Origin of the sequence: Streptomyces sp. NPDC002619, from assembly GCF_042889305.1 — a bacterium.
Lineage (GTDB): Bacteria > Actinomycetota > Actinomycetes > Streptomycetales > Streptomycetaceae > Streptomyces.
In genome coordinates this window covers 100,332-118,638 of sequence record NZ_JBIAQV010000007.1, presented here as the reverse complement: position 1 = coordinate 118,638, position 18,307 = coordinate 100,332, and the positions used below count along the sequence as shown (strand labels likewise).

The 18,307-nt window shown below is 71.6% G+C and carries 16 protein-coding genes; 11 read left to right on the top strand and 5 right to left on the bottom strand.

The genetic code is table 11. The features are described from left to right. Window positions 1-4 precede the first annotated feature (4 nt). On the top strand, window positions 5-1,159 hold the full coding sequence (locus ACFYXB_RS14835; RefSeq protein ID WP_351349175.1) for a betaine/proline/choline family ABC transporter ATP-binding protein: 1,155 nt from the start codon (window positions 5-7) through the stop codon (window positions 1,157-1,159). Window positions 1,160-1,168: 9 nt separating this feature from the next. Here the strand turns inward: ACFYXB_RS14835 and ACFYXB_RS14830 are convergent, their stop codons facing one another. The 3 genes from ACFYXB_RS14830 to ACFYXB_RS14820 are packed head-to-tail and all read right to left on the bottom strand — an operon-like array spanning window position 1,169 to window position 3,452. After that, window positions 1,169-2,107: an ABC transporter substrate-binding protein gene (locus ACFYXB_RS14830; RefSeq protein WP_389581771.1), complete on the bottom strand. Its 939-nt coding sequence runs from the start codon at window positions 2,105-2,107 to the stop codon at window positions 1,169-1,171. After that, a complete protein-coding gene (locus ACFYXB_RS14825; protein ID WP_389582104.1) occupies window positions 2,104-2,775 on the bottom strand; it encodes an ABC transporter permease in 672 nt (223 codons plus the stop codon). Before ACFYXB_RS14825 ends, ACFYXB_RS14830 begins: the two co-directional genes overlap by 4 nt. Further along, window positions 2,772-3,452, bottom strand: coding sequence for an ABC transporter permease (locus ACFYXB_RS14820; RefSeq protein WP_389581769.1), 681 nt, complete (start codon window positions 3,450-3,452; stop codon window positions 2,772-2,774). The genes ACFYXB_RS14825 and ACFYXB_RS14820 overlap by 4 nt, the downstream gene beginning before the upstream one ends. A 168-nt stretch (window positions 3,453-3,620) precedes the next feature. On the opposite strand from ACFYXB_RS14820, the gene ACFYXB_RS14815 reads away from it, so the two are divergent. The 4 genes from ACFYXB_RS14815 (at window position 3,621) to katG (ending at window position 8,551) form a co-directional block, all read left to right on the top strand. Continuing rightward, window positions 3,621-4,406, top strand: coding sequence for an ABC transporter ATP-binding protein (locus ACFYXB_RS14815; protein WP_389581766.1), 786 nt, complete (start codon window positions 3,621-3,623; stop codon window positions 4,404-4,406). A gap of 3 nt (window positions 4,407-4,409) precedes the next feature. Beyond that, window positions 4,410-5,720 (top strand): FtsX-like permease family protein, encoded by a 1,311-nt coding sequence (locus ACFYXB_RS14810; protein ID WP_389581764.1) that lies wholly within the window; start codon window positions 4,410-4,412, stop codon window positions 5,718-5,720. 151 nt (window positions 5,721-5,871) lie between these two features. Then, the gene (locus ACFYXB_RS14805) at window positions 5,872-6,309 is read left to right on the top strand and encodes a Fur family transcriptional regulator (protein WP_389581761.1); all 438 of its coding nucleotides are present in this window, start codon (window positions 5,872-5,874) and stop codon (window positions 6,307-6,309) included. Between the two features lie 34 nt (window positions 6,310-6,343). Continuing rightward, entirely contained in the window at window positions 6,344-8,551 is a 2,208-nt protein-coding gene (gene katG / locus ACFYXB_RS14800; protein ID WP_389581759.1) for a catalase/peroxidase HPI, read from the top strand. A gap of 79 nt (window positions 8,552-8,630) precedes the next feature. Here katG and ACFYXB_RS14795 read toward each other — a convergent pair whose 3' ends face one another. Then, window positions 8,631-9,203, bottom strand: coding sequence for a TetR/AcrR family transcriptional regulator (locus ACFYXB_RS14795; RefSeq protein WP_389581757.1), 573 nt, complete (start codon window positions 9,201-9,203; stop codon window positions 8,631-8,633). A gap of 156 nt (window positions 9,204-9,359) precedes the next feature. Between ACFYXB_RS14795 and ACFYXB_RS14790 the strand changes: the two genes are divergently transcribed. From ACFYXB_RS14790 to ACFYXB_RS14770, 5 genes are all read left to right on the top strand, one after another. Continuing rightward, window positions 9,360-10,217 (top strand): AAA family ATPase, encoded by an 858-nt coding sequence (locus tag ACFYXB_RS14790; RefSeq protein WP_389581755.1) that lies wholly within the window; start codon window positions 9,360-9,362, stop codon window positions 10,215-10,217. Further along, entirely contained in the window at window positions 10,214-11,563 is a 1,350-nt protein-coding gene (locus tag ACFYXB_RS14785) for a VWA domain-containing protein (protein WP_389581753.1), read from the top strand. The genes ACFYXB_RS14790 and ACFYXB_RS14785 overlap by 4 nt, the downstream gene beginning before the upstream one ends. A gap of 61 nt (window positions 11,564-11,624) precedes the next feature. Beyond that, a complete protein-coding gene (locus ACFYXB_RS14780) occupies window positions 11,625-12,599 on the top strand; it encodes a D-cysteine desulfhydrase family protein (RefSeq protein ID WP_389581750.1) in 975 nt (324 codons plus the stop codon). 263 nt (window positions 12,600-12,862) lie between these two features. Beyond that, the gene (locus tag ACFYXB_RS14775) at window positions 12,863-14,713 is read left to right on the top strand and encodes a glycoside hydrolase family 47 protein (protein ID WP_389581747.1); all 1,851 of its coding nucleotides are present in this window, start codon (window positions 12,863-12,865) and stop codon (window positions 14,711-14,713) included. 18 nt (window positions 14,714-14,731) lie between these two features. Continuing rightward, entirely contained in the window at window positions 14,732-14,887 is a 156-nt protein-coding gene (locus ACFYXB_RS14770) for a DUF5954 family protein (RefSeq protein WP_389582101.1), read from the top strand. Here the strand turns inward: ACFYXB_RS14770 and ACFYXB_RS14765 are convergent. Beyond that, window positions 14,872-17,115, bottom strand: coding sequence for an MFS transporter (locus ACFYXB_RS14765; protein ID WP_389581744.1), 2,244 nt, complete (start codon window positions 17,113-17,115; stop codon window positions 14,872-14,874). The two genes, ACFYXB_RS14770 and ACFYXB_RS14765, sit on opposite strands and share 16 nt — an antisense overlap. Before the next feature lie 154 nt (window positions 17,116-17,269). Between ACFYXB_RS14765 and ACFYXB_RS14760 the strand changes: the two genes are divergently transcribed. Beyond that, window positions 17,270-18,235 carry a pirin family protein gene (locus ACFYXB_RS14760; RefSeq protein WP_389581742.1) on the top strand — a complete coding sequence of 322 codons (966 nt, stop codon included), beginning with the start codon at window positions 17,270-17,272 and terminating at the stop codon, window positions 18,233-18,235. Window positions 18,236-18,307 lie beyond the last annotated feature (72 nt).

The window sequence follows — 18,307 nt, the reverse complement described above, 5'->3', positions numbered from 1 at the left end:
GGGAATGATCCGGTTCGAGCAGATCACCAAGCGGTATCCGGACGGTACGACCGCCGTTGACGGGCTCTCCTTCGAGGTGGCCGAGGGCGAACTGGTCACGCTCGTGGGCCCGTCCGGCTGCGGCAAGACGACGACCATGATGATGGTCAACCGGCTCATCGAACCGACCTCCGGCCGGATCTTCGTGAACGGCGAGGACATCGCCGCGGTCGACCCGGTGCGGCTGCGCCGCCGCATCGGGTACGTCATCCAACAGGTCGGCCTCTTCCCGCACCGCACGGTCCTCGACAACACCGCGACCGTCCCGGCGCTGATCGGCTGGAAGAGGACGCGGGCCCGGGCGCGCGCCGCCGAACTGCTCGAACTGGTGGGGCTGGATCCGGCCACGTACGGGTCGCGCTACCCGGACCAGCTCTCCGGCGGTCAGCGGCAGCGGGTCGGCGTGGCGCGGGCCCTCGCGGCCGACCCGCCGGTGCTGCTGATGGACGAGCCGTTCGGCGCCGTCGACCCGGTGGTGCGCGAGCAGCTGCAGGACGAGTTCCTGCGGATGCAGGCCGCGGTGCGCAAGACGGTGCTGCTGGTCACACACGACATCGAGGAGGCGGTCCGGCTCGGCGACCGCATCGCGGTGTACGGGCGGGGGCGGATCGAGCAGTTCGACACACCCGGGGCGGTCCTGGGCACGCCCGCGACGCCGTACGTGGCCGAGTTCGTGGGCGCCGACCGTGGCCTGAAGCGGCTGTCCGTCACCGCGATCGAGCCGGACGACCTGGAACAGCCGCCCGTCGCCCGCCCGGACGAGAGCGCCGAGCACGCCGGGGAACGGATGCGGGCCGAGGGTGCCCGATGGGCGGTCGTCCTGGACGGGAGCGGCGATCTGCACGGCTGGGTGGGCATCGACGACCTCGCGGCGGGCGGCTCGGTCGGCGACCTGGCCCGGCGGATGACGGCGTGGGTGCCGGTCGGCGCACCGCTGAAGCAGGCGTTCGGGGTGATGCTCCAGTACGACGCCGGATGGGTCGCCGTCCTGGACGGCGCCCGCTTCCTGGGCGTGCTGACTCCGGCGAAGCTGCACGAGGCGCTGCGCCGCTCCGTGGACGCGGACGCGCGGGGCGTGGCGCGCGGTCAGGTGCCGTTCGACTCGGTGGCCGACGCCTGAGCGCCACCGTTACTTGATCAGGCCCTTGTCCTGCAGATAGGTGCGGGCAACGTCCTGAGGCAGTCGGCGCCAGCTGTCCACCTGCTGGTTCATGGAGGCCAGGTCGGCGGTGGTGAGGACGTCGTTGAGCCTGCCGAGCGCCTTGGTGACTCCCTCGCCGCCCGCGCGGGAGCGGTTGACGACCGGGACGACGTAGTCGGCGTTCTGCAGATGTCTGTCGTCGGCGAGGAGGACCAGGCCGAACGCGTCCAGGGTGGCGTCCGTCGTGGTGGTGAGGACCATCTGGTCCTGGCCGCTCTGCACGGCCCGCTTCGCCTGCGTGGTGCCCACGCCCTTGGGGTCGACGCCGGTGATGTCGATGCCGTAGATCTTCTTCAACCCTGGTTCGCAGTACGGCCGTTGCACGCACTCGTCTCCCGCCGCGAGCCGTACTTTCAGCCCCGAGGCGCCGAGGTCGCTGAGCGTCCTGAGGTGGTGCTCGGCGGCGTAGGCCCGGGTCACCGCGAAGGCGTTCTGGTCGACGGCCTTCCCGGGGGCGAGGACCGTGAGGCCGCGGGGCGTGGCCAGCTTGCGCAGGGCTGTCATCGTGGCCGCGAGGTCGGGTGAGCCGGCCGGCGGGGCGTCGGCTCCGTTGGTCTTGGCGCCCAGCCAGTCGGCGAAGGTGGCGGCGTACTCGGGGACGACGTCGATCTGGCCCGATTCCAGGGCGGGTTCGTACAGTTCGCGGTTGGCGACGGTGAGGATGGACGTCTTGTAGCCGGCCCTGTTCAGGAGCAGCGCGTACATCTGGGCGAGCAGGTCGCTCTCGGTGAAACCGGCCGAGCCGATGGTCAGATGACGGCTGTCGCCCGGCGGCGCGGTGACCGCTCCGCGGTTCTCCAGGGAGGGGCCGGTGGTGCAGCCGGAGAGGACGCACACCGCCGCGACGATCGCCGTACGGCATCTCATCGCGTCCCCCTCGCCCAGCGGGGCGCCAGCCGTTCGGCGATCTCGAAGAGGCCCTCGACGATCAGCGCGAACACGGCGACGAGCACGGCGCCCGCCACCACCTGGGGCGTGCTGGCCAGGTTGAAGCCCGCCGTGATGATGCGGCCGAGCCCGCCGCCGCCCGCCAGCGCCGCGATGGTGGCCGTGGCCACGAGCTGGACGGCGGCGATCCGCACCCCGGTCATGACCATCGGGAGCGCCAGGGGCAGTTCCACGCGGAACAGCATCTGCCGCCCGGTCATCCCCATCCCGCGCGCCGCCCGCACCACGTCGCGGTCGACCTCGCGCATGCCGACGTACGCGTTGGTGAGCAGGGGCGGTACGGCGAACAGCACCAGCGCCACGACCGTGGGGCCCTCGCCCCAGGTGCCGATCGGGGTGAGGAGCAGCAGGACGAGCACGGCGAAGGTCGGAACGGCCCGGCCGACGTTGGAGATGTTGACGGCGAGCGCGCCGCCCTTGCCGAGGTGGCCGAGGACCAGCGCGACGGGCAGTGCGATGACACAGCTGATGACCAGGCAGACGACGGTCAGCACGAGGTGTTGCAGCAGCCGGTGCCGGATGCCGTCGTCCCCGGCCCAGTTGGCGGGGTCGGTGAGCCATTGCCAGGCGTCGGCCAGGGTGTTCATCCTCGGGCCGCTCTCGTCCACGGGGTGATCAGCCACTGCACCCCGAGCAGGAGCAGATCGGCTACGACCGCGATCACCACGCACAGCACCGACGCGGTGAGGACCTGAGCCTTGAAGTAGGTGTTCATGCCGGAGTAGATGAGATTGCCGAGTCCGCCGAAGCCGACGATCGCGCCGACCGTCGCCAGGGAGACCGCCGAGACGGTGGCGATGCGCAGCCCGGCCATCGCGGCGGGCAGGGCGAGGGGCAGTTCGACGGTGAGCAGGAGGCGGATCGGGCCGTAGCCCATGCCGCGTGCGGCCTGCCGGGTCTCCTCGGGGACGGCGCGCAGCCCGGCGAGGATGTTCCGTACGAGCAGGGTGAGGGAGTAGAGCACCAGGCCGGCGACGACCAGCGTGGCGGAGAGGCCGTACAGGGGCAGGAGCAGGGAGAACATCGCCAGGGACGGGATGGTGTAGAGGATCGTCGTGGCGCCGAGGACGGGTCCGGCGGCCCAGCCCCAGCGGCGGGCGAGGACCGCGAGCGGGACGGCGACGACGAGTCCGATCAGCACGGAGATCGTGGTCAGCTGGAGGTGCTGGAGGACCGCGTCGAGCAGGATCCGGCGGCGGGTGCTCAGATACTCGCCGCAGATCCACTCGTTGCGGGCGAGGCAGTCGTCCGGGGGCGCGGTCACGGGTCCATTGCACTGGGAGGGCGAGCGGGTCGGCTCGTTGTGGTGGCCCGTCCGGGGTGTCGCTGTGTACACCCTCCGATACGGGTCCTGCGCCCAATGTGCCGCGCGCCGCCGCTCCGTAGCTTCGTCGGTGGGGCACAAGGGGTGCCCGGACGGAGGGTGATGACGATGTTTCGGACAGGTTCGCGACGTACGCACGACACGGGACCCGCCGCCGAGGCGCTGCGCCTGGTGAAGGTCACCAAGACCTACGGCGGTGCCGACAACGCCGTGACCGCGCTGGACGGGGTCACGCTCAGTCTGCCGCGCGGTTCGTTCACCGCGGTGATGGGGCCGTCCGGTTCGGGCAAGTCGACGCTGCTGCAGTGCGCGGCGGGGCTCGACCGGCCCGACAGCGGGATCGTCATGGTCGACGGTACGGAGGTGACGGGCTCCGGCGAGGCCGAGCTGACGCGGTTCCGGCGCAGCCGGGTCGGGTTCGTCTTCCAGCAGTACAACCTGCTGGAGACGCTGACGGTCGCGCAGAACACGGTGCTGCCGCTGAAGCTGGCGGGCCGGCGCGTCGACCGGAAGCGGGTGCGGGAGATCCTCACAGCCGTCGGTCTCGGCGACCGCCTGGACCACCGGCCCGACCAGCTGTCCGGCGGTCAGCGGCAGCGGGTGGCGATCGCCCGCGCGCTGGTCACCGAACCGCGGGTGATCTTCGCGGACGAGCCGACCGGCGCGCTGGACACGCGCAGCGCTCGGGAGGTGCTGTGGCTGCTGCAGGAGGCGGTGAAGGTGCACGGCCGGACGGTGGTGATGGTGACGCACGACCCGGTCGCCGCCGCGTACGCCGACTCCGTGCTGTTCCTGGCGGACGGCCGCCTGGCCGGACACCTGTACGCGCCGACGGCCGACGCGGTCGCCGAGCGGCTGGCCCACCTCGGCGACGACGTGCCGGCGGGGGTGTGACCGATGCTCGTACTGGCTCTGCGTTCCATCCGGCGACGCCCCGGACGCTTCCTGGCGACCCTGCTGTCCGCCTTCCTGGGCGCGGCGATCATCATGACGTTCAACTCGCTGCACGACACGGCTGGACAGCGCGGCGTCGACACGGTCAGCGCGGAGACGCTGACCACGTCGGCGAGCGTCGTCGGCGGGTACGGCACCCTCCTCGTCTTCTTCGCCGTCGCCTCCACACTCACGGTCAACGTCCGTCAGCGCTTTGCCGAACTGGAGCTGCTGCGCTGCTCGGGGGCGACCCCGGCGCAGATCAAACGGATGGTCGTGGGTGAGGCGGTGGCCGTGGCCCTGGCCGGCGCCGCCCTCGCGATCGGCCCGGCGGTGCTCGGTGGACGGGCGCTGCTCGGTGTGTTCCAGGACAGCGGCCAGGTCGCGCTCTCCGTCGACCCCGCCTTCGGCGGCGTCGCGCTGGTCTCGGGCGTCGGCATCACCCTGCTCGCGGCGGCGGGCGCGGCGTTCCTCGCGGTACGGCGGGCGACGCGTCCGGCGGTGCGGCGGGGCCGGGCGCGAACGTTCCTGGCGTACGGCGCGCTGGTGGCCGGTGCCGGGTCGGTGACGACGACGTTCGCGTTCTCGGCGACGGACGCGGCGCTGATGGCGGCTCCGGCGTACGGGGCGATCCTGCTGTCGGTGGGCTTCGCGATGCTCGCGCCGCGGCTCCTTGACCGGCTGCCGGCGTGGCTGTCCCTGACCGGGGCGAGCGGCTGGCTCGCGGTGCGCAATCTGCGCCGGCGGGTCGAGCACGTCTCCGGGATCCTGATGTCGCTGGTCCTGTTCACGGCGGTGAGCACGGCGACGCTGACCATGCAGTCGGTGGAGTCGGACGCGGTCGCGGCCTCGGGGTTGAAGAAGTCGGTCGACGCCAAGAACCTCGAGACGCTCAACCTCACGGTCGTCGGCATCATCGCGGTGTTCGTCTGCGTCATGCTGGTCAACTCCCTGTATGCGGCGACGACCTACCGGAGCCGGGAGTTCGGCCAGGAGCGGCTGGCGGGCGCGACGCCGGGGCAGGTGCTGGGCACGGTGGGCGTGGAGAGCGCGGTCCTCGCGGGGGTCGGTGTGCTGCTCGGCTCGGTGGCCGCGCTGGCCGGGATCGTCCCGTTCGCGCTGGTCCGCACCGACGCCGTGCTGCCCGGCCAGACCTTCGGGATCTGGCTGGCGGTGTCCACGGTCGCCGCGGCGGTGACGCTGGGGACGAGCCTGGGCACGGCCCGCCGGGTGCTGCGGACTCCGGCGATCGGGGCCGTGGCTGCGGTGGCGTGACGGGGCTGGACACGAAAGGGGCGGTCGCTTCGGCGACCGCCCCTTTCGGCGTTCGTACGGCGTTCGTATGCGGCGCGCACCCGTCACGACATCTGAATTGAACTGCTCGTTTTCTTGTATTGTTCGTGTTTAGCGGGGTAGGTTCTGGGCCATGACCTCATCCCAGACTCCGACCACCGCAGACGAGCTGCGCGGTGCCGGCCTGCGGGTGACGGCCGCCCGCGTCGCCCTGCTCGAGACCGTCCGGGGTGGTGACCACCTCGGGGTCGAGGCGATCGCCACCCGGGTGCGCGATCGCGTGGGCCACATCTCCCTCCAAGCCGTGTACGAAGCCCTCCACGCGCTCACCGCCGCAGGGCTCATACGCCGCATCGAGCCGGCCGGCAGCCCGGCCCGCTTCGAGGGACGCATCGGGGACAACCACCACCACGTCGTGTGCCGGTCCTGCGGCGTAGTCGCCGACGTCGACTGCGCCACGGGTCAGGCACCCTGTCTGACCGCGTCCGAGGACCACGGCTTCGCCATCGACGAGGCCGAGGTCATTTACTGGGGCTTGTGTCCAGAATGTTCCATCGCGCGTAGTTCTTGAGCACCACGATCCGCCTAAGTTCGGAAGGATTCCCATGTCTGAGAACCAAGAAGCAGTCAGCGCAGCGGCGGCGGAGGCAGGTGGCTGCCCGGTCGCGCACGGGCGTGCCCCGCACCCGACGCAGGGTGGCGGCAACCGCCAGTGGTGGCCCGATCGACTCAACCTGAAGATCCTCGCCAAGAACCCGGCGGTCGCCAACCCGCTCGGTGAGGAGTTCGACTACGCCGCGGCCTTCCAGTCCCTCGACCTCGCGGCCGTGAAGCGCGACATCGCCGAGGTGCTGACGACGTCGCAGGACTGGTGGCCGGCCGACTTCGGCAACTACGGCCCGCTCATGATCCGTATGGCCTGGCACAGCGCGGGCACCTACCGGATCAGCGACGGCCGCGGCGGCGCCGGCGCCGGCCAGCAGCGCTTCGCCCCGCTCAACAGCTGGCCGGACAACGCCAGCCTCGACAAGGCCCGCCGTCTACTGTGGCCGGTCAAGAAGAAGTACGGCCAGAGCATCTCCTGGGCCGACCTCATGATCCTCACCGGCAACGTGGCCCTGGAGACGATGGGCTTCAAGACCTTCGGCTTCGGTGGCGGCCGTGAGGACGTCTGGGAGGCGGAGGAGGACGTCTACTGGGGTCCCGAGACCACCTGGCTCGACGACGAGCGCTACACCGGCGACCGCGAGCTGGAGAACCCGCTCGGCGCGGTCCAGATGGGCCTGATCTACGTCAACCCGGAGGGCCCGAACGGCAACCCGGATCCGATCGCCGCGGCCCGCGACATCCGTGAGACGTTCCGCCGGATGGCGATGAACGACGAGGAGACGGTCGCCCTGATCGCGGGCGGCCACACCTTCGGCAAGACCCACGGCGCCGGCCCGGCGGACAACGTCGGGGCGGACCCGGAGGCCGCCCCGATGGAGCAGCTGGGCCTCGGCTGGAAGAGCACGTACGGCACGGGCGTGGGCAAGGACGCCATCACCAGTGGTCTCGAGGTCACGTGGACCACCACGCCGACCCAGTGGAGCAACGGGTTCTTCAAGAACCTCTTCGAGTACGAGTACGAGCTCAGCCAGAGCCCGGCCGGCGCCCACCAGTGGGTGGCGAAGGACGCCCCGGAGATCGTTCCGGACGCCTTCGACCCGTCGAAGAAGCACCGCCCGACGATGCTCACCACCGACCTGTCGCTGCGCTTCGACCCGATCTACGAGCCGATCTCCCGCCACTTCTACGAGAACCCGGAGGAGTTCGCGGACGCGTTCGCCCGCGCCTGGTACAAGCTGACCCACCGTGACCTGGGACCGAAGTCGCTGTACCTCGGCCCGGAGGTCCCGGCGGAGACCCTGCTGTGGCAGGACCCGCTGCCCGAGGCAGCGGGTGAGGCCCTCGACGCCGCGGACATCACGGCGCTCAAGGCCAAGATCCTCGACTCCGGCCTGACCGTCTCGCAGTTGGTCGGCGCCGCGTGGGCGTCGGCCGCCACCTTCCGCGGCGGCGACAAGCGCGGCGGCGCCAACGGTGCCCGCATCCGCCTGGAGCCGCAGCGCAGCTGGGAGGTCAACAACCCCGACGAGCTCGCGCAGGTCCTGCGCACCCTGGAGAACGTCCAGGGCGAGTTCAACTCCGGTGCCAAGAAGGTCTCCCTGGCCGACCTCATCGTCCTCGGCGGCAGTGCGGCCGTGGAGAAGGCGGCCAAGGACGCCGGCTTCGACGTCGAGGTGCCCTTCGCCCCGGGCCGTGTCGACGCGACCGAGGAGCACACCGACGTCGAGTCGTTCGCGGCGCTGGAGCCGACGTACGACGGGTTCCGCAACTACCTCGGCAAGGGCACCCGCCTGCCGGCCGAGTACCTGCTCCTCGACCGGGCGAACCTGCTCACGCTCAGCGCTCCCGAGACGACCGTCCTGGTCGGTGGTCTGCGGGTCCTGGACGCGAACCACAACGGGTCGAAGCACGGCGTCTTCACCGAGACCCCGGGCAAGCTGACCAACGACTTCTTCGTCAACCTGCTCGACCTGGGCACGACCTGGAAGTCCACGTCCGAGGACCAGACCACGTTCGAGGGCCGTGACTCCTCGGGCGAGGTCAAGTGGACCGGCACCCGTGCCGACCTCGTCTTCGGCTCCAACTCGGAGCTGCGCGCGCTCGCCGAGGTCTACGCGAGCGACGACGCCAAGGCGAAGTTCGTGAACGACTTCGTCGCGGCGTGGGTCAAGGTCATGAACCTGGACCGGTTCGACCTCGTCTGACGCTCACCGCACGGCGCCCTCGGACCATTCCGTCCGGGGGCGCCGTCCGTGCACGCCTCACCACAAGTCGCCGTACCGCCTACTTCACGCCCGCCGCGTCCAGCAGCGCCGCCGCCGTCGCCGTCGCCAGGCCGTCGTCAAGCCGCTCCACCCCGGACCCCGCGCGAGCGCTTGCGCCGTCGTAGACGATCATCAGCTGGCGCGCGAGCAGGTCCGGGTCCCCGGCGCCGCCCAGCTCCGCCTGCGCGTGGAAGTTCGCCCGCATCTTCTCTTTCGCGCTGCCGGCGACCGCGCTCGCCGGATGGTCGAGGTCCTTGAGCTCGACGAGCACGGCCAGATAAGGACAGCCGTGGTACCCGGGCTCCCCGGACGCCTGCTCCAGCCGTTCGAAGATGTACAGGATCCGCTCGCGCGGCGTCATGCTCTCCGCGTCGGCCGGCACGAACCGGGCCTCGATCGACGGCCTCCGCCGCTCCAGGCTCGCGGCCAGCATCTCGTCCTTGCTCTCGAAGAGCTGGTACATCGACCGCTTCGACACTCCGGCGGTCCGGCACAGTGCATCGACGCCGATGGAGACGCCGTCGCGGTAGAAGAGCTCGGCGGCCGCGTCGAGCAGCCGTTCCCGGGGGGACGCCTTGTCGGTGGTGGCCATACCGCCGAGGGTACCGCGTCGCGGGCGAAAGAAAACCGATCGGTGTACGCTGTTCCACCGCCGAGAACGCGCGTGACAGCGGTACTGAACAAGCGCTTAGATAGGAGTGCTCAGACAGGACCCGGACGCCGCTCCCCGATCCCACCGGAGGCCCCGTTGTTCACTTCCGTCGACGATGTCTCCGCACGCCTCGCCGAGACCGGCTATCTCGCCTCGCGCGCGGTCGCCACCACCGTCTTCCTGGCCGCCCGCCTCGGCAAGCCGCTGCTAGTCGAGGGCCCCGCCGGCGTCGGCAAGACCGAGCTGGCCAAGGCCGTCGCCGAGGTCACCGACGCCCGGCTGGTCCGGCTGCAGTGCTACGAGGGCGTCGACGAGTCCCGCGCCCTGTACGAGTGGAACCACGCCAAGCAGTTGCTGCGCATCAGCGCGGGCCGTGACGAGACCTGGGACGAGACCCGCACGGACGTCTTCAGCGAGGAGTTCCTGCTCCCCCGCCCGCTGCTGACCGCCATCCGCGGCGACCAGCCCACGGTTCTGCTGATCGACGAGACCGACAAGGCCGACGTCGAGATGGAGGGACTGCTCCTCGAGGTGCTCAGCGACTTCCAGGTGACCGTCCCCGAGCTGGGCACGATCACCGCGACGCGCCGCCCGTTCGTCGTGCTCACCTCCAACGCCGGCCGCGAGCTGTCCGAGGCCCTGCGCCGCCGCTGTCTGTTCCTGCACATCGGCTTCCCGGAGGAGGAGCTGGAGCGGCGCATCGTCCGGCTCAAGGTGCCGGGTCTGGGCGAAGCGCTGGCCGAGTCGGTCGTGCGGGTGATCGGCGCGCTGCGCGCGATGGACCTGCGGAAGGTGCCCTCGGTCGCCGAGACGATCGACTGGGCGCGCACACTCCTCGAACTGGGCGCCGAGACCCTGGACGAGGCGGTCGTACGGGACAGCCTGGGCGTGATCCTCAAGCACCAGGACGACGTCCTGAAGGCGGCGGCCAAGCTCGACCTGGAGAACCTGTGACCGGTGTCGACGCGCGGATCACGGGTCTGGTCGGCGCGTTGCGCGCGCACGGCGTGCGGATCGGCACCGGGGAGACCGTCGACGCGGCCCGCGCGGTGGAGGCCCTGGGTCTCACGGACCGGGAGCTGCTGCGCGAGGGGCTGGCCGCAACGCTGCTGCACGGCACCGCTCAACGCGCCGTGTTCGACCCGGTCTTCGACCTCTACTTCCCGCGCGGTGTCGGCGCGCCCGGCGAACAGGCCGCGGACCGGGAGGAGTTGCGGAACCGGCTCGCGGCGGCGCTGGCCGACGACGACCGGGCGCTGATGGCTCGGCTGGCCGCGGAGGCCGTCGACGGCCTGGGAGGATACGGGAGTTCACCGGGATCGGACGGCTGGTCGTCGTACCAGACGCTGGACCGGCTGCGCCCGCAGACCCTGCTGGCCCGGGTGCGGTCGAGCGTCCGGGAGCGGGACGGGGGCGAGGGGTTCGCCGACCGGCTGCTCGACGACGAGATCCGGCGCCGTATCGAGGCATTCCGCGGGCTGGTGGCGGCGGAGGCGCGGCGGCGGGTCGCCGAGCGGCGCGGGCGGGAGGAGATCGCCCGGCGGGCGGTGGCCCCGACCTCGGACCGGGTGGACTTCCTGTTCGCGAACCGGTCCCAACTGGCCGAGCTGCGCAGGACGGTTCAGCCGCTGGCCCGGAAGCTGGCCACCCGGCTCGCCGCACGCCGTCGGCGGGCCGCGCGCGGCACGATCGATCTGCGCCGCACGCTGCGCGGCTCGCTGTCGACGGGCGGTGTGCCGATGCGGCCGGTGCTGCGCCGGCGGCGGCCCGTGCGGCCCGAACTGGTGCTGCTGTGCGATGTGTCGGGCTCGGTGTCGGGATTCTCGGACTTCACGATGCTGCTCGTGCAGGCGCTGCACGACCAGTTCAGCAAGGTGCGGGTGTTCGCCTTCGTCAACCGGATCGACGAGGTGACCGGGCTCCTCGGCCACGGGCGGGCCGACCCCGAGGGACTGAGCACCCGGATCCGGTCCGAGGCCACGCTCACCGGCTGGCACGGGAGCAGCGACTACGGCGTGGCGCTGGGCGAGTTCGCGGAGCGGTACGGCGACGCGGTCGGCCCGCGTACGACGGTGTTCGTCCTCGGTGACGCCCGCACCAACATGAGCGACCCGAACCTGCCCGCCGTACGCCACATCGCCGAGCGCGCCCGCCGGGTCTACTGGCTGAACCCCGAGCAGCGCTCCCAGTGGGGTACGGGCGACTCCGCTGCGCCCGCCTACGCGGAGCTGGTGGAGATGCGCGAGTGCCGCACCGCGCGGCAGGTCGGCGCACTGATTGCACGGCTGCTTCCGGTGTGACCAACGGCGGGCACTTGTGGTCGACTTGCCCTGCATCCACCCGCAGACGAGGACGTACGACATGAGCGACCCGATCGTGGAACTCGGCACCTTCCCCACCCCCATGGAGCCGGCGCCCCGGCTGGCGAGGGCGATCGGCCTCGGCACGGACGACCTGTGGGTCAAGCGTGACGACCTGACCGGTCTCGGCGGTGGCGGCAACAAGATCCGCAAGCTGGAGTGGACCGTCGGCGCCGCGCTCGCCGAGGAGGCCGACACGCTGGTCACCACGGGGGCCCCGCAGAGCAACCACGCCCGGCTGACGGCGGCCGCGGCGGCCCGCTCGGGCCTGGACGCCGTACTGGTGCTGCGCGGATCACCCGGCGCGTCGCGGTCCGGGAACCTCGCCCTGGACGGCCTGTTCGGCGCGCGGCTGGCCTGGGCCGGCGACGTGGACCAGGCGGGCCTGGACGCGGCGGCGGCCGAGGTCTGCGAACGGCTGCGCAAGGGCGGCGCCCGGCCCGCGCTCATCCCCTTCGGCGGGTCCAGCACGCTCGGCGCGCGCGGCTATGTGCGATGCGGCGAGGAACTGCGCGCGCAGGTACCCGACCTGCGGACGGCCGTCGTCGCACTGGGCTCCGGCGGTACGGCGGCTGGGCTGGTCGCCTCGCTGGGGTCGGAGGCGGTGCTGAGCGTCGACGTGGGCGCGCTGGCCGAGCCGGCGGCGGCCGTCGTCCGGTTCGCGGCGCCGCTCACCGCGGAGGCCCTCGCCCCGGAGCGGCTGCGGGTGCGGCGCGACCAGGTGGGCGCCGGGTACGCGGCCCTGACCGGGCCGGTGCGCGAGGCGCTGCGGCTCGCGGCGCGCACCGAGGGTCTGGTCCTCGACCCCACCTACACCGGACGGGCCCTGGCCGGACTGGTCGCGGCCGTCCGGGACGGGGACGTCCGGCCGGGCGAGCGGACCGTGTTCGTGCACACCGGCGGGCTGCCCGGTCTGTTCGGGCACGCGGAGGCCGTCGCGTACGCCGAGGACGGTGCCGCCGTCTACGAAGGCTGACGGCGCCCGACCGGTCTCCGCCAACTCGCGGGTCCTTCCACGGAATTACGGCACCTCCCGGATGCCCGGCCGTCGGGGCGGTGCTGGTGGCGCTGCGGGTCCCCGCCTCCCGGCGGCCTCGGGCGGCACCGGCGCTCCGGCGGCGGCCACACGCCACGACATGATCGTCTGCCCGCCGGTTCGGCACCGCCATTCGGGTGAATCGGGGGGTGCGGCGGGCGCGTCCGGGGCGTGCGGGACCGTGCTCCCGGTACGGCATGCCCATGCCTCCTCTGTCTTCACTGCCGGACACCCGATTTACCCGGCGCTCCCTGCTGCGCACCGCAGTGGCTTCGTTCGCGGCGCTCGGCGGCCTCGATACCACAGGGGCGTCCGCCCTGCCCGGCGGCCCGGGTGCCGCACCGGGATCCGGGGCGCCCGGCCCGGCCGACCTCGCGCTCGCCGAGGACGTACGCCAGGAGTTCCTCACCGCATGGACCGCGTACCGGAGGCTGGCCTGGGGCCGCGACGAGCTGCGTCCGATGAGCGGAACCGGCTCGGAGTTCTTCATCGGCAGGGTGCCGCTGGGGCTGACCGTGGTGGAGTCGCTGGACACGCTGTACCTGATGGAGCTGGACGGCGAACTGGACGCCGCCGTCGCCTGGGTCGACGACAGCCTGGACTTCGACCGCGACGCGGACGTCCACGTCTTCGAGGCGATCATCCGGCTGGTCGGCGGTCTGCTGTCCGGCCACCACTGCACGGGCAACCCCGTTCTGCTGACCAAGGCACGCGACCTCGCCGACCGGCTGCTGCCCGCGTTCACGTCCTCCCCGACCGGTGCCCCGTACCGGTACGTCAACCTGCGCACGGGCGCGGTCAGCGGCAAGCGGGTGCCGCTCGCCGAGATCGGCAGCAACATCACCGAACTGGGACGACTGTCCCAACTCACAGGTGACAAGCGATACTTCGACGCGGCGAAGAGAGCGCTGAAGGCACCGTACGAGCGGCGCTCCGCGCTGGATCTGGTCGGTACGACGCTCGACGTGGACACGGGTGCCTGGACCGATCCGACCGCGCGGCTCGATCCGCCCGTCGACTCGTACTTCGAGTATCTGTGGGACGCCTACCAGTTCTTCGGCGACACCGAGATCCTCGGCTGGTACCGGACGCTGACCTCCGCCGTGCTGCGGCATCTCGCCGAGACGTACAACGGGCGGCTGTGGCTGAGGTCGGCCGACATGCGCACCGGTGCGACGGTCGGCCGCCGGCAGTCCGAACTCACGGCGTTCTACGCCGGGTTGCTCGCACAGGGCGGAAACCTGAGCGAGGGCGAGTCGTACCACGCGTCCTGGGCGGCCGCGCTCGGACGGTTCCGGCTGCCGCCGGAGGGGCTCGACTACACAACGCTGTCCGCGACCAGTACGGCGTACCAACTCCGCCCGGAATACCTGGACTCGGCGCTGTTCCTGTGGCTGCTGACCGGCAGGGAGGTCTACCGGGACCGGGCCGGATGGCTGTGGGACGCACAGAAGAGGCACTGCAAGGTCGCGAACGGCTACACGGTCGTGACGGACATGACGACGACCCCGGTGACCAAGGGCGATCTGACGCCCGCCTACTGGTTCTCGGAGAACATGAAGTACTTCTACCTGCTGTGGTCGGGCACCCCGCGCTTCGACTACACCACCAACTACCTGACCACCGAGGGCAACGTACTGAGCGGCGCCAACCGGGTGGCGGCACCCACGCCCAGCGGCACGTTCCGCCTGCGCAACCGGGCGACGGGCCTGGTACTGGACGTGAGCGACACCACGGTGACCGCCCGCTCCCCGCACAGCGACCCCAACCAGCGCTGGATCACGACGAGTTCGGGCGACTACGTGAAGCTGACGAACCTCCACAGCGGCAAGGTGCTGGAAGCACCTAGCGCCACCGTTCCAACCCTGGGCGCACACAACGGCACCCACGCCCAGAAATGGACCCTGCGACCGTCCGCCGACGACCACCACCGCCTCGTCAACAGCTCCGACGGCAAGGCCCTGGACCTCACGGTCACCACGAGCGGCACGGCAGTGGTGCAGCGGACGGTGAGCGACGCGGCTACGCAGGAGTGGCGATTGGAGGGGGTGTGACGCCTCGCGGACTGCCGTATCCAGCGGATGGTCCGCTCGGGCCCCGACGGCCCGGAACCGCCCCGCCCGACGGACCACGACGAGTACGGCCCGATGCAGATCCATCCTGCCATGGACGCGGACGGCACCGTCCACCACAACGGCTCAGGGTCCCTGAACTACGCCTGGGGGTAGGCGAGTTCGATGTCGTGGTCCTCGACGTCGGCGCCGGCCACGCGCACCCCGGCGGCCTGCGGCGGGTAGCCGGTCGCGAGGACCGTGTACTGGCCGGTGTCCAGGTCGGTGAAGGCGTACGCCCCGTCGCTCCCGGTGGTGGTCGTGGCGACGACGTTGCCCGCGGCGTCCACCAGCGTCACCCGCGCGTCGCCGAGCGGCGCACCCCCGCCGCGCACGGTGCCCCGCACATGTGCACCGGGCCGCAACTCGACCTCTATCCGAGTGATTCCGGTGCCGGCGACCTCGACGGGCAGCGCGAGCGGCCGGTGCTTGACCGAGTTGACGGCGACCGTCACCGTCCCCGGCACCAGATCAGCGACGAGGAACTCACCGAGGGTGTCCGTCTGCCCGGTGGCGAGGACGTCGCCGCGCACGTCGGCCACGACGACCACGGCCCCGGTGACCGGGGCGCCGCTGTCGGCGGAGCGCACCGCACCGGCCAGCCCGCTGGAGCCGCTCAGCAGAAGGTCGTACGTCACGGGCTCGGCGCCGATCACCAGAGTGGTCGCCTGCGGCCTGCAGCCGTCGGCGGAGGCGATGAGTACGTACGTCCCCTCGTCCGGCGCGGCGATGGTGTAGGAGCCGTCGGCGTGGGCGAGCGACCGGCCCAACTGCCGCCCTTCGAGCGTGATCAGCGTCACCGCCGCGCCCGCCGTCGGCACACCGTCGGCGCCCCGCACATGCCCGCGCACCAGAATGCCGCGGTCCGGCTCTTCCACCTCCGCGGCGGCCGGAACCTCGAAGACCGGGGCGGGCGCAGCAACACGCCGGCGCGGGATGAACGACGCGACGAGGAGCGCGAGGACGGCCGCACCGGCGCCGACGGCCATGACCACCTTGAAGCCGTTCTCCGAGGGCAGCGGGGTGGACCCGAACGTGGTGGTCATCTGAGCCAGGATCACCCCCGCGACCGCGCTCGCGGTCGACGTGCCGATGGACCGCATCAGGGTGTTGAGGCTGTTCGCCGCGGCCGTCTCCGACGGGTCCACCGCGCCCATGATGAGCGCGGGCATCGCGCCGTAGGCGAAGCCGATTCCCGCGCCGATCACGCAGGACACCATGACGAGCTGCCAGACGGCGTCCATCAGCACGATGTTGAGGCCGTATCCCGCCGCCACTATCACGGCACCGCACATCAGGGTCACCTTGGGACCCCAGGTCCGCGAGACGAGGGCGGACACCGGCGCCATCGCCATCATCACCAGGCCCGCCGGGGCCATGACCAGGCCGGCGTCGAGCAGGGACTGGCCCAGTCCGTAGCCGGTCGCCCGAGGCAACTGCAGGAGCTGCGGAAGCACCAGGGACATGGCGAACATGGAGAAGCCGAAGGCGACCGAGGCGAGGTTGGTCACCAGCACCTGGCGGCGGGCGGTGGTGCGCAGGTCCACCAGCGGCTGCCTCGCGCGCAGTTCGTAGAATCCCCAGGCGAGCAGGACGACCACTGCCGCCCCCAACAGGCCGAGCGTCGTACCGCTGCGCCAGCCCCAGTCGGCGCCCTTGGAGATCGCGAGGAGCAGACAGACGAGGCCCGCCGCCATGCCGAGCGCGCCCACCAGGTCGAAGCGGCCGCCGCTGCGCACCTTCGACTCGGGCACGAGCAGCACGACGAGCAGGGCGGCGACCGCGCCGAGCCCTGCCGAGGTCCAGAAGAGCATGTGCCAGTCGAAGTGGTCGGCGATGAGCGCCGCGGCGGGCAGCCCGAGGGCGCCGCCGACACCGAGGGAGGCGCTCATCAGGGCGGTGGCGGAGCCGAGCCGTTCGGCGGACAGTTCGTCGCGCATGATGCTGATGCCGAGCGGGATGACTCCGGCGGCCAGGCCCTGCAGCGCCCGTCCCACGATCATCGGGATGAGCGCGTCGCTCAGGGCCGCCGTGACCGACCCGGCGACCAGCATCACGAGGCTGGTCAGCAGCATCAGCCGCTTGCCGTACATGTCGCCGAGCCGCCCCATGACGGGCGTGGCGACGGCGGCCGCGAGGAGGGTGGCGGTGACCGCCCAGGCGGCGTCCGACGCCGGCGCATGGAGCAGGCGCGGCAGTTCGGGCACGATCGGGATCACCAGGGTCTGCATCAGCGAGACCACGATCCCGCCGAAGGCCAGCACCGCGACGACGAGGTTCGTCCGCGGCACCACGGACTCCCCTGCCTCCGCCGCAGACGCGGGCCGGGGTTGTGCATGGGACATGGTCGGGCCTCCGTGGGGGTGCTCGGGTCTGCACGACCCCCCGACGGTAAGTCAGTTGATTGACTTAGGCAAGGAGAGTCCGGCACACGAACCCGTGGCGTACGACCGGCCGAGCACCCGGCAACCGGAACCGGCGACCGCTAAGTTGGGCGGTATGAGCAACCTTGACCGCGCGCCCGTACCGAGCGTGTGCGGCGGCCGTGGATTCGTTGTCGCCGAACCCGTCCGCGAGCTGCTTAGCCCCCGCCAGGTGAAACTCGGCGAGTCGACCGAGGTGCGCCGACTGCTGCCGAACCTGGGCCGCCGGATGATCGGCGCCTGGGCCTTCGTCGACCACTACGGCCCCGACGACATCGCCGACGAACCCGGCATGCAGGTCCCACCGCACCCCCACATGGGGCTGCAGACGGTCAGCTGGCTGCACGAGGGCGAGGTGCTGCACCGCGACTCGATCGGCAGCCTGCAGACCATCCGGCCAAAAGAGTTGGGCCTGATGACCTCGGGCCGGGCGATCAGCCACTCCGAGGAGAGCCCCCGGCCGCACGCCCGCTTCCTGCACGGCGCGCAGCTCTGGGTCGCACTGCCGGACGCCCACCGGCACGCCGAGCCGAAGTTCGAGCACCACGCCGAGCTGCCCACGGTCACGGCACCCGGCCTCACGGCGACCGTGATCCTGGGCGCCCTCGACGGCTCGGTCTCGCCGGGCTCGACGTACACGCCGATCGTCGGCGCCGACCTCGCACTCGCCTCCGGCGCGGACGTCCGGCTGCCCCTCGACCCCGACTTCGAGTACGGCGTGCTCGCGATGTCCGGCGAAGTGCGCGTCGACGGGGTGGCGGTACTGCCGGGTTCGATGCTCTACCTCGGCTGCGGCCGCACCGAACTGCCGCTGCGCGCCGAGTCGGACGCGGGCGTGATGCTGCTCGGCGGCGAGCCGTTCGAGGAGGAGCTCATCATGTGGTGGAACTTCGTCGGCCGGTCTCAGGAGGAGGTCGTACAGGCCCGAAAAGACTGGATGAAGGGGACCCGTTTCGGCGAGGTGAAGGGCTACGACGGGGACCCGCTGCCCGCGCCACAACTGCCGCAAGTGCCGCTGAAACCCCGAGGACGGGTGCGCTGACCTGCGAAAACACCGGGCGCGGTCAGACCGGTGATGAGGTCGGCTTCGAGGGGACCCGGTCGACCGAAGGCG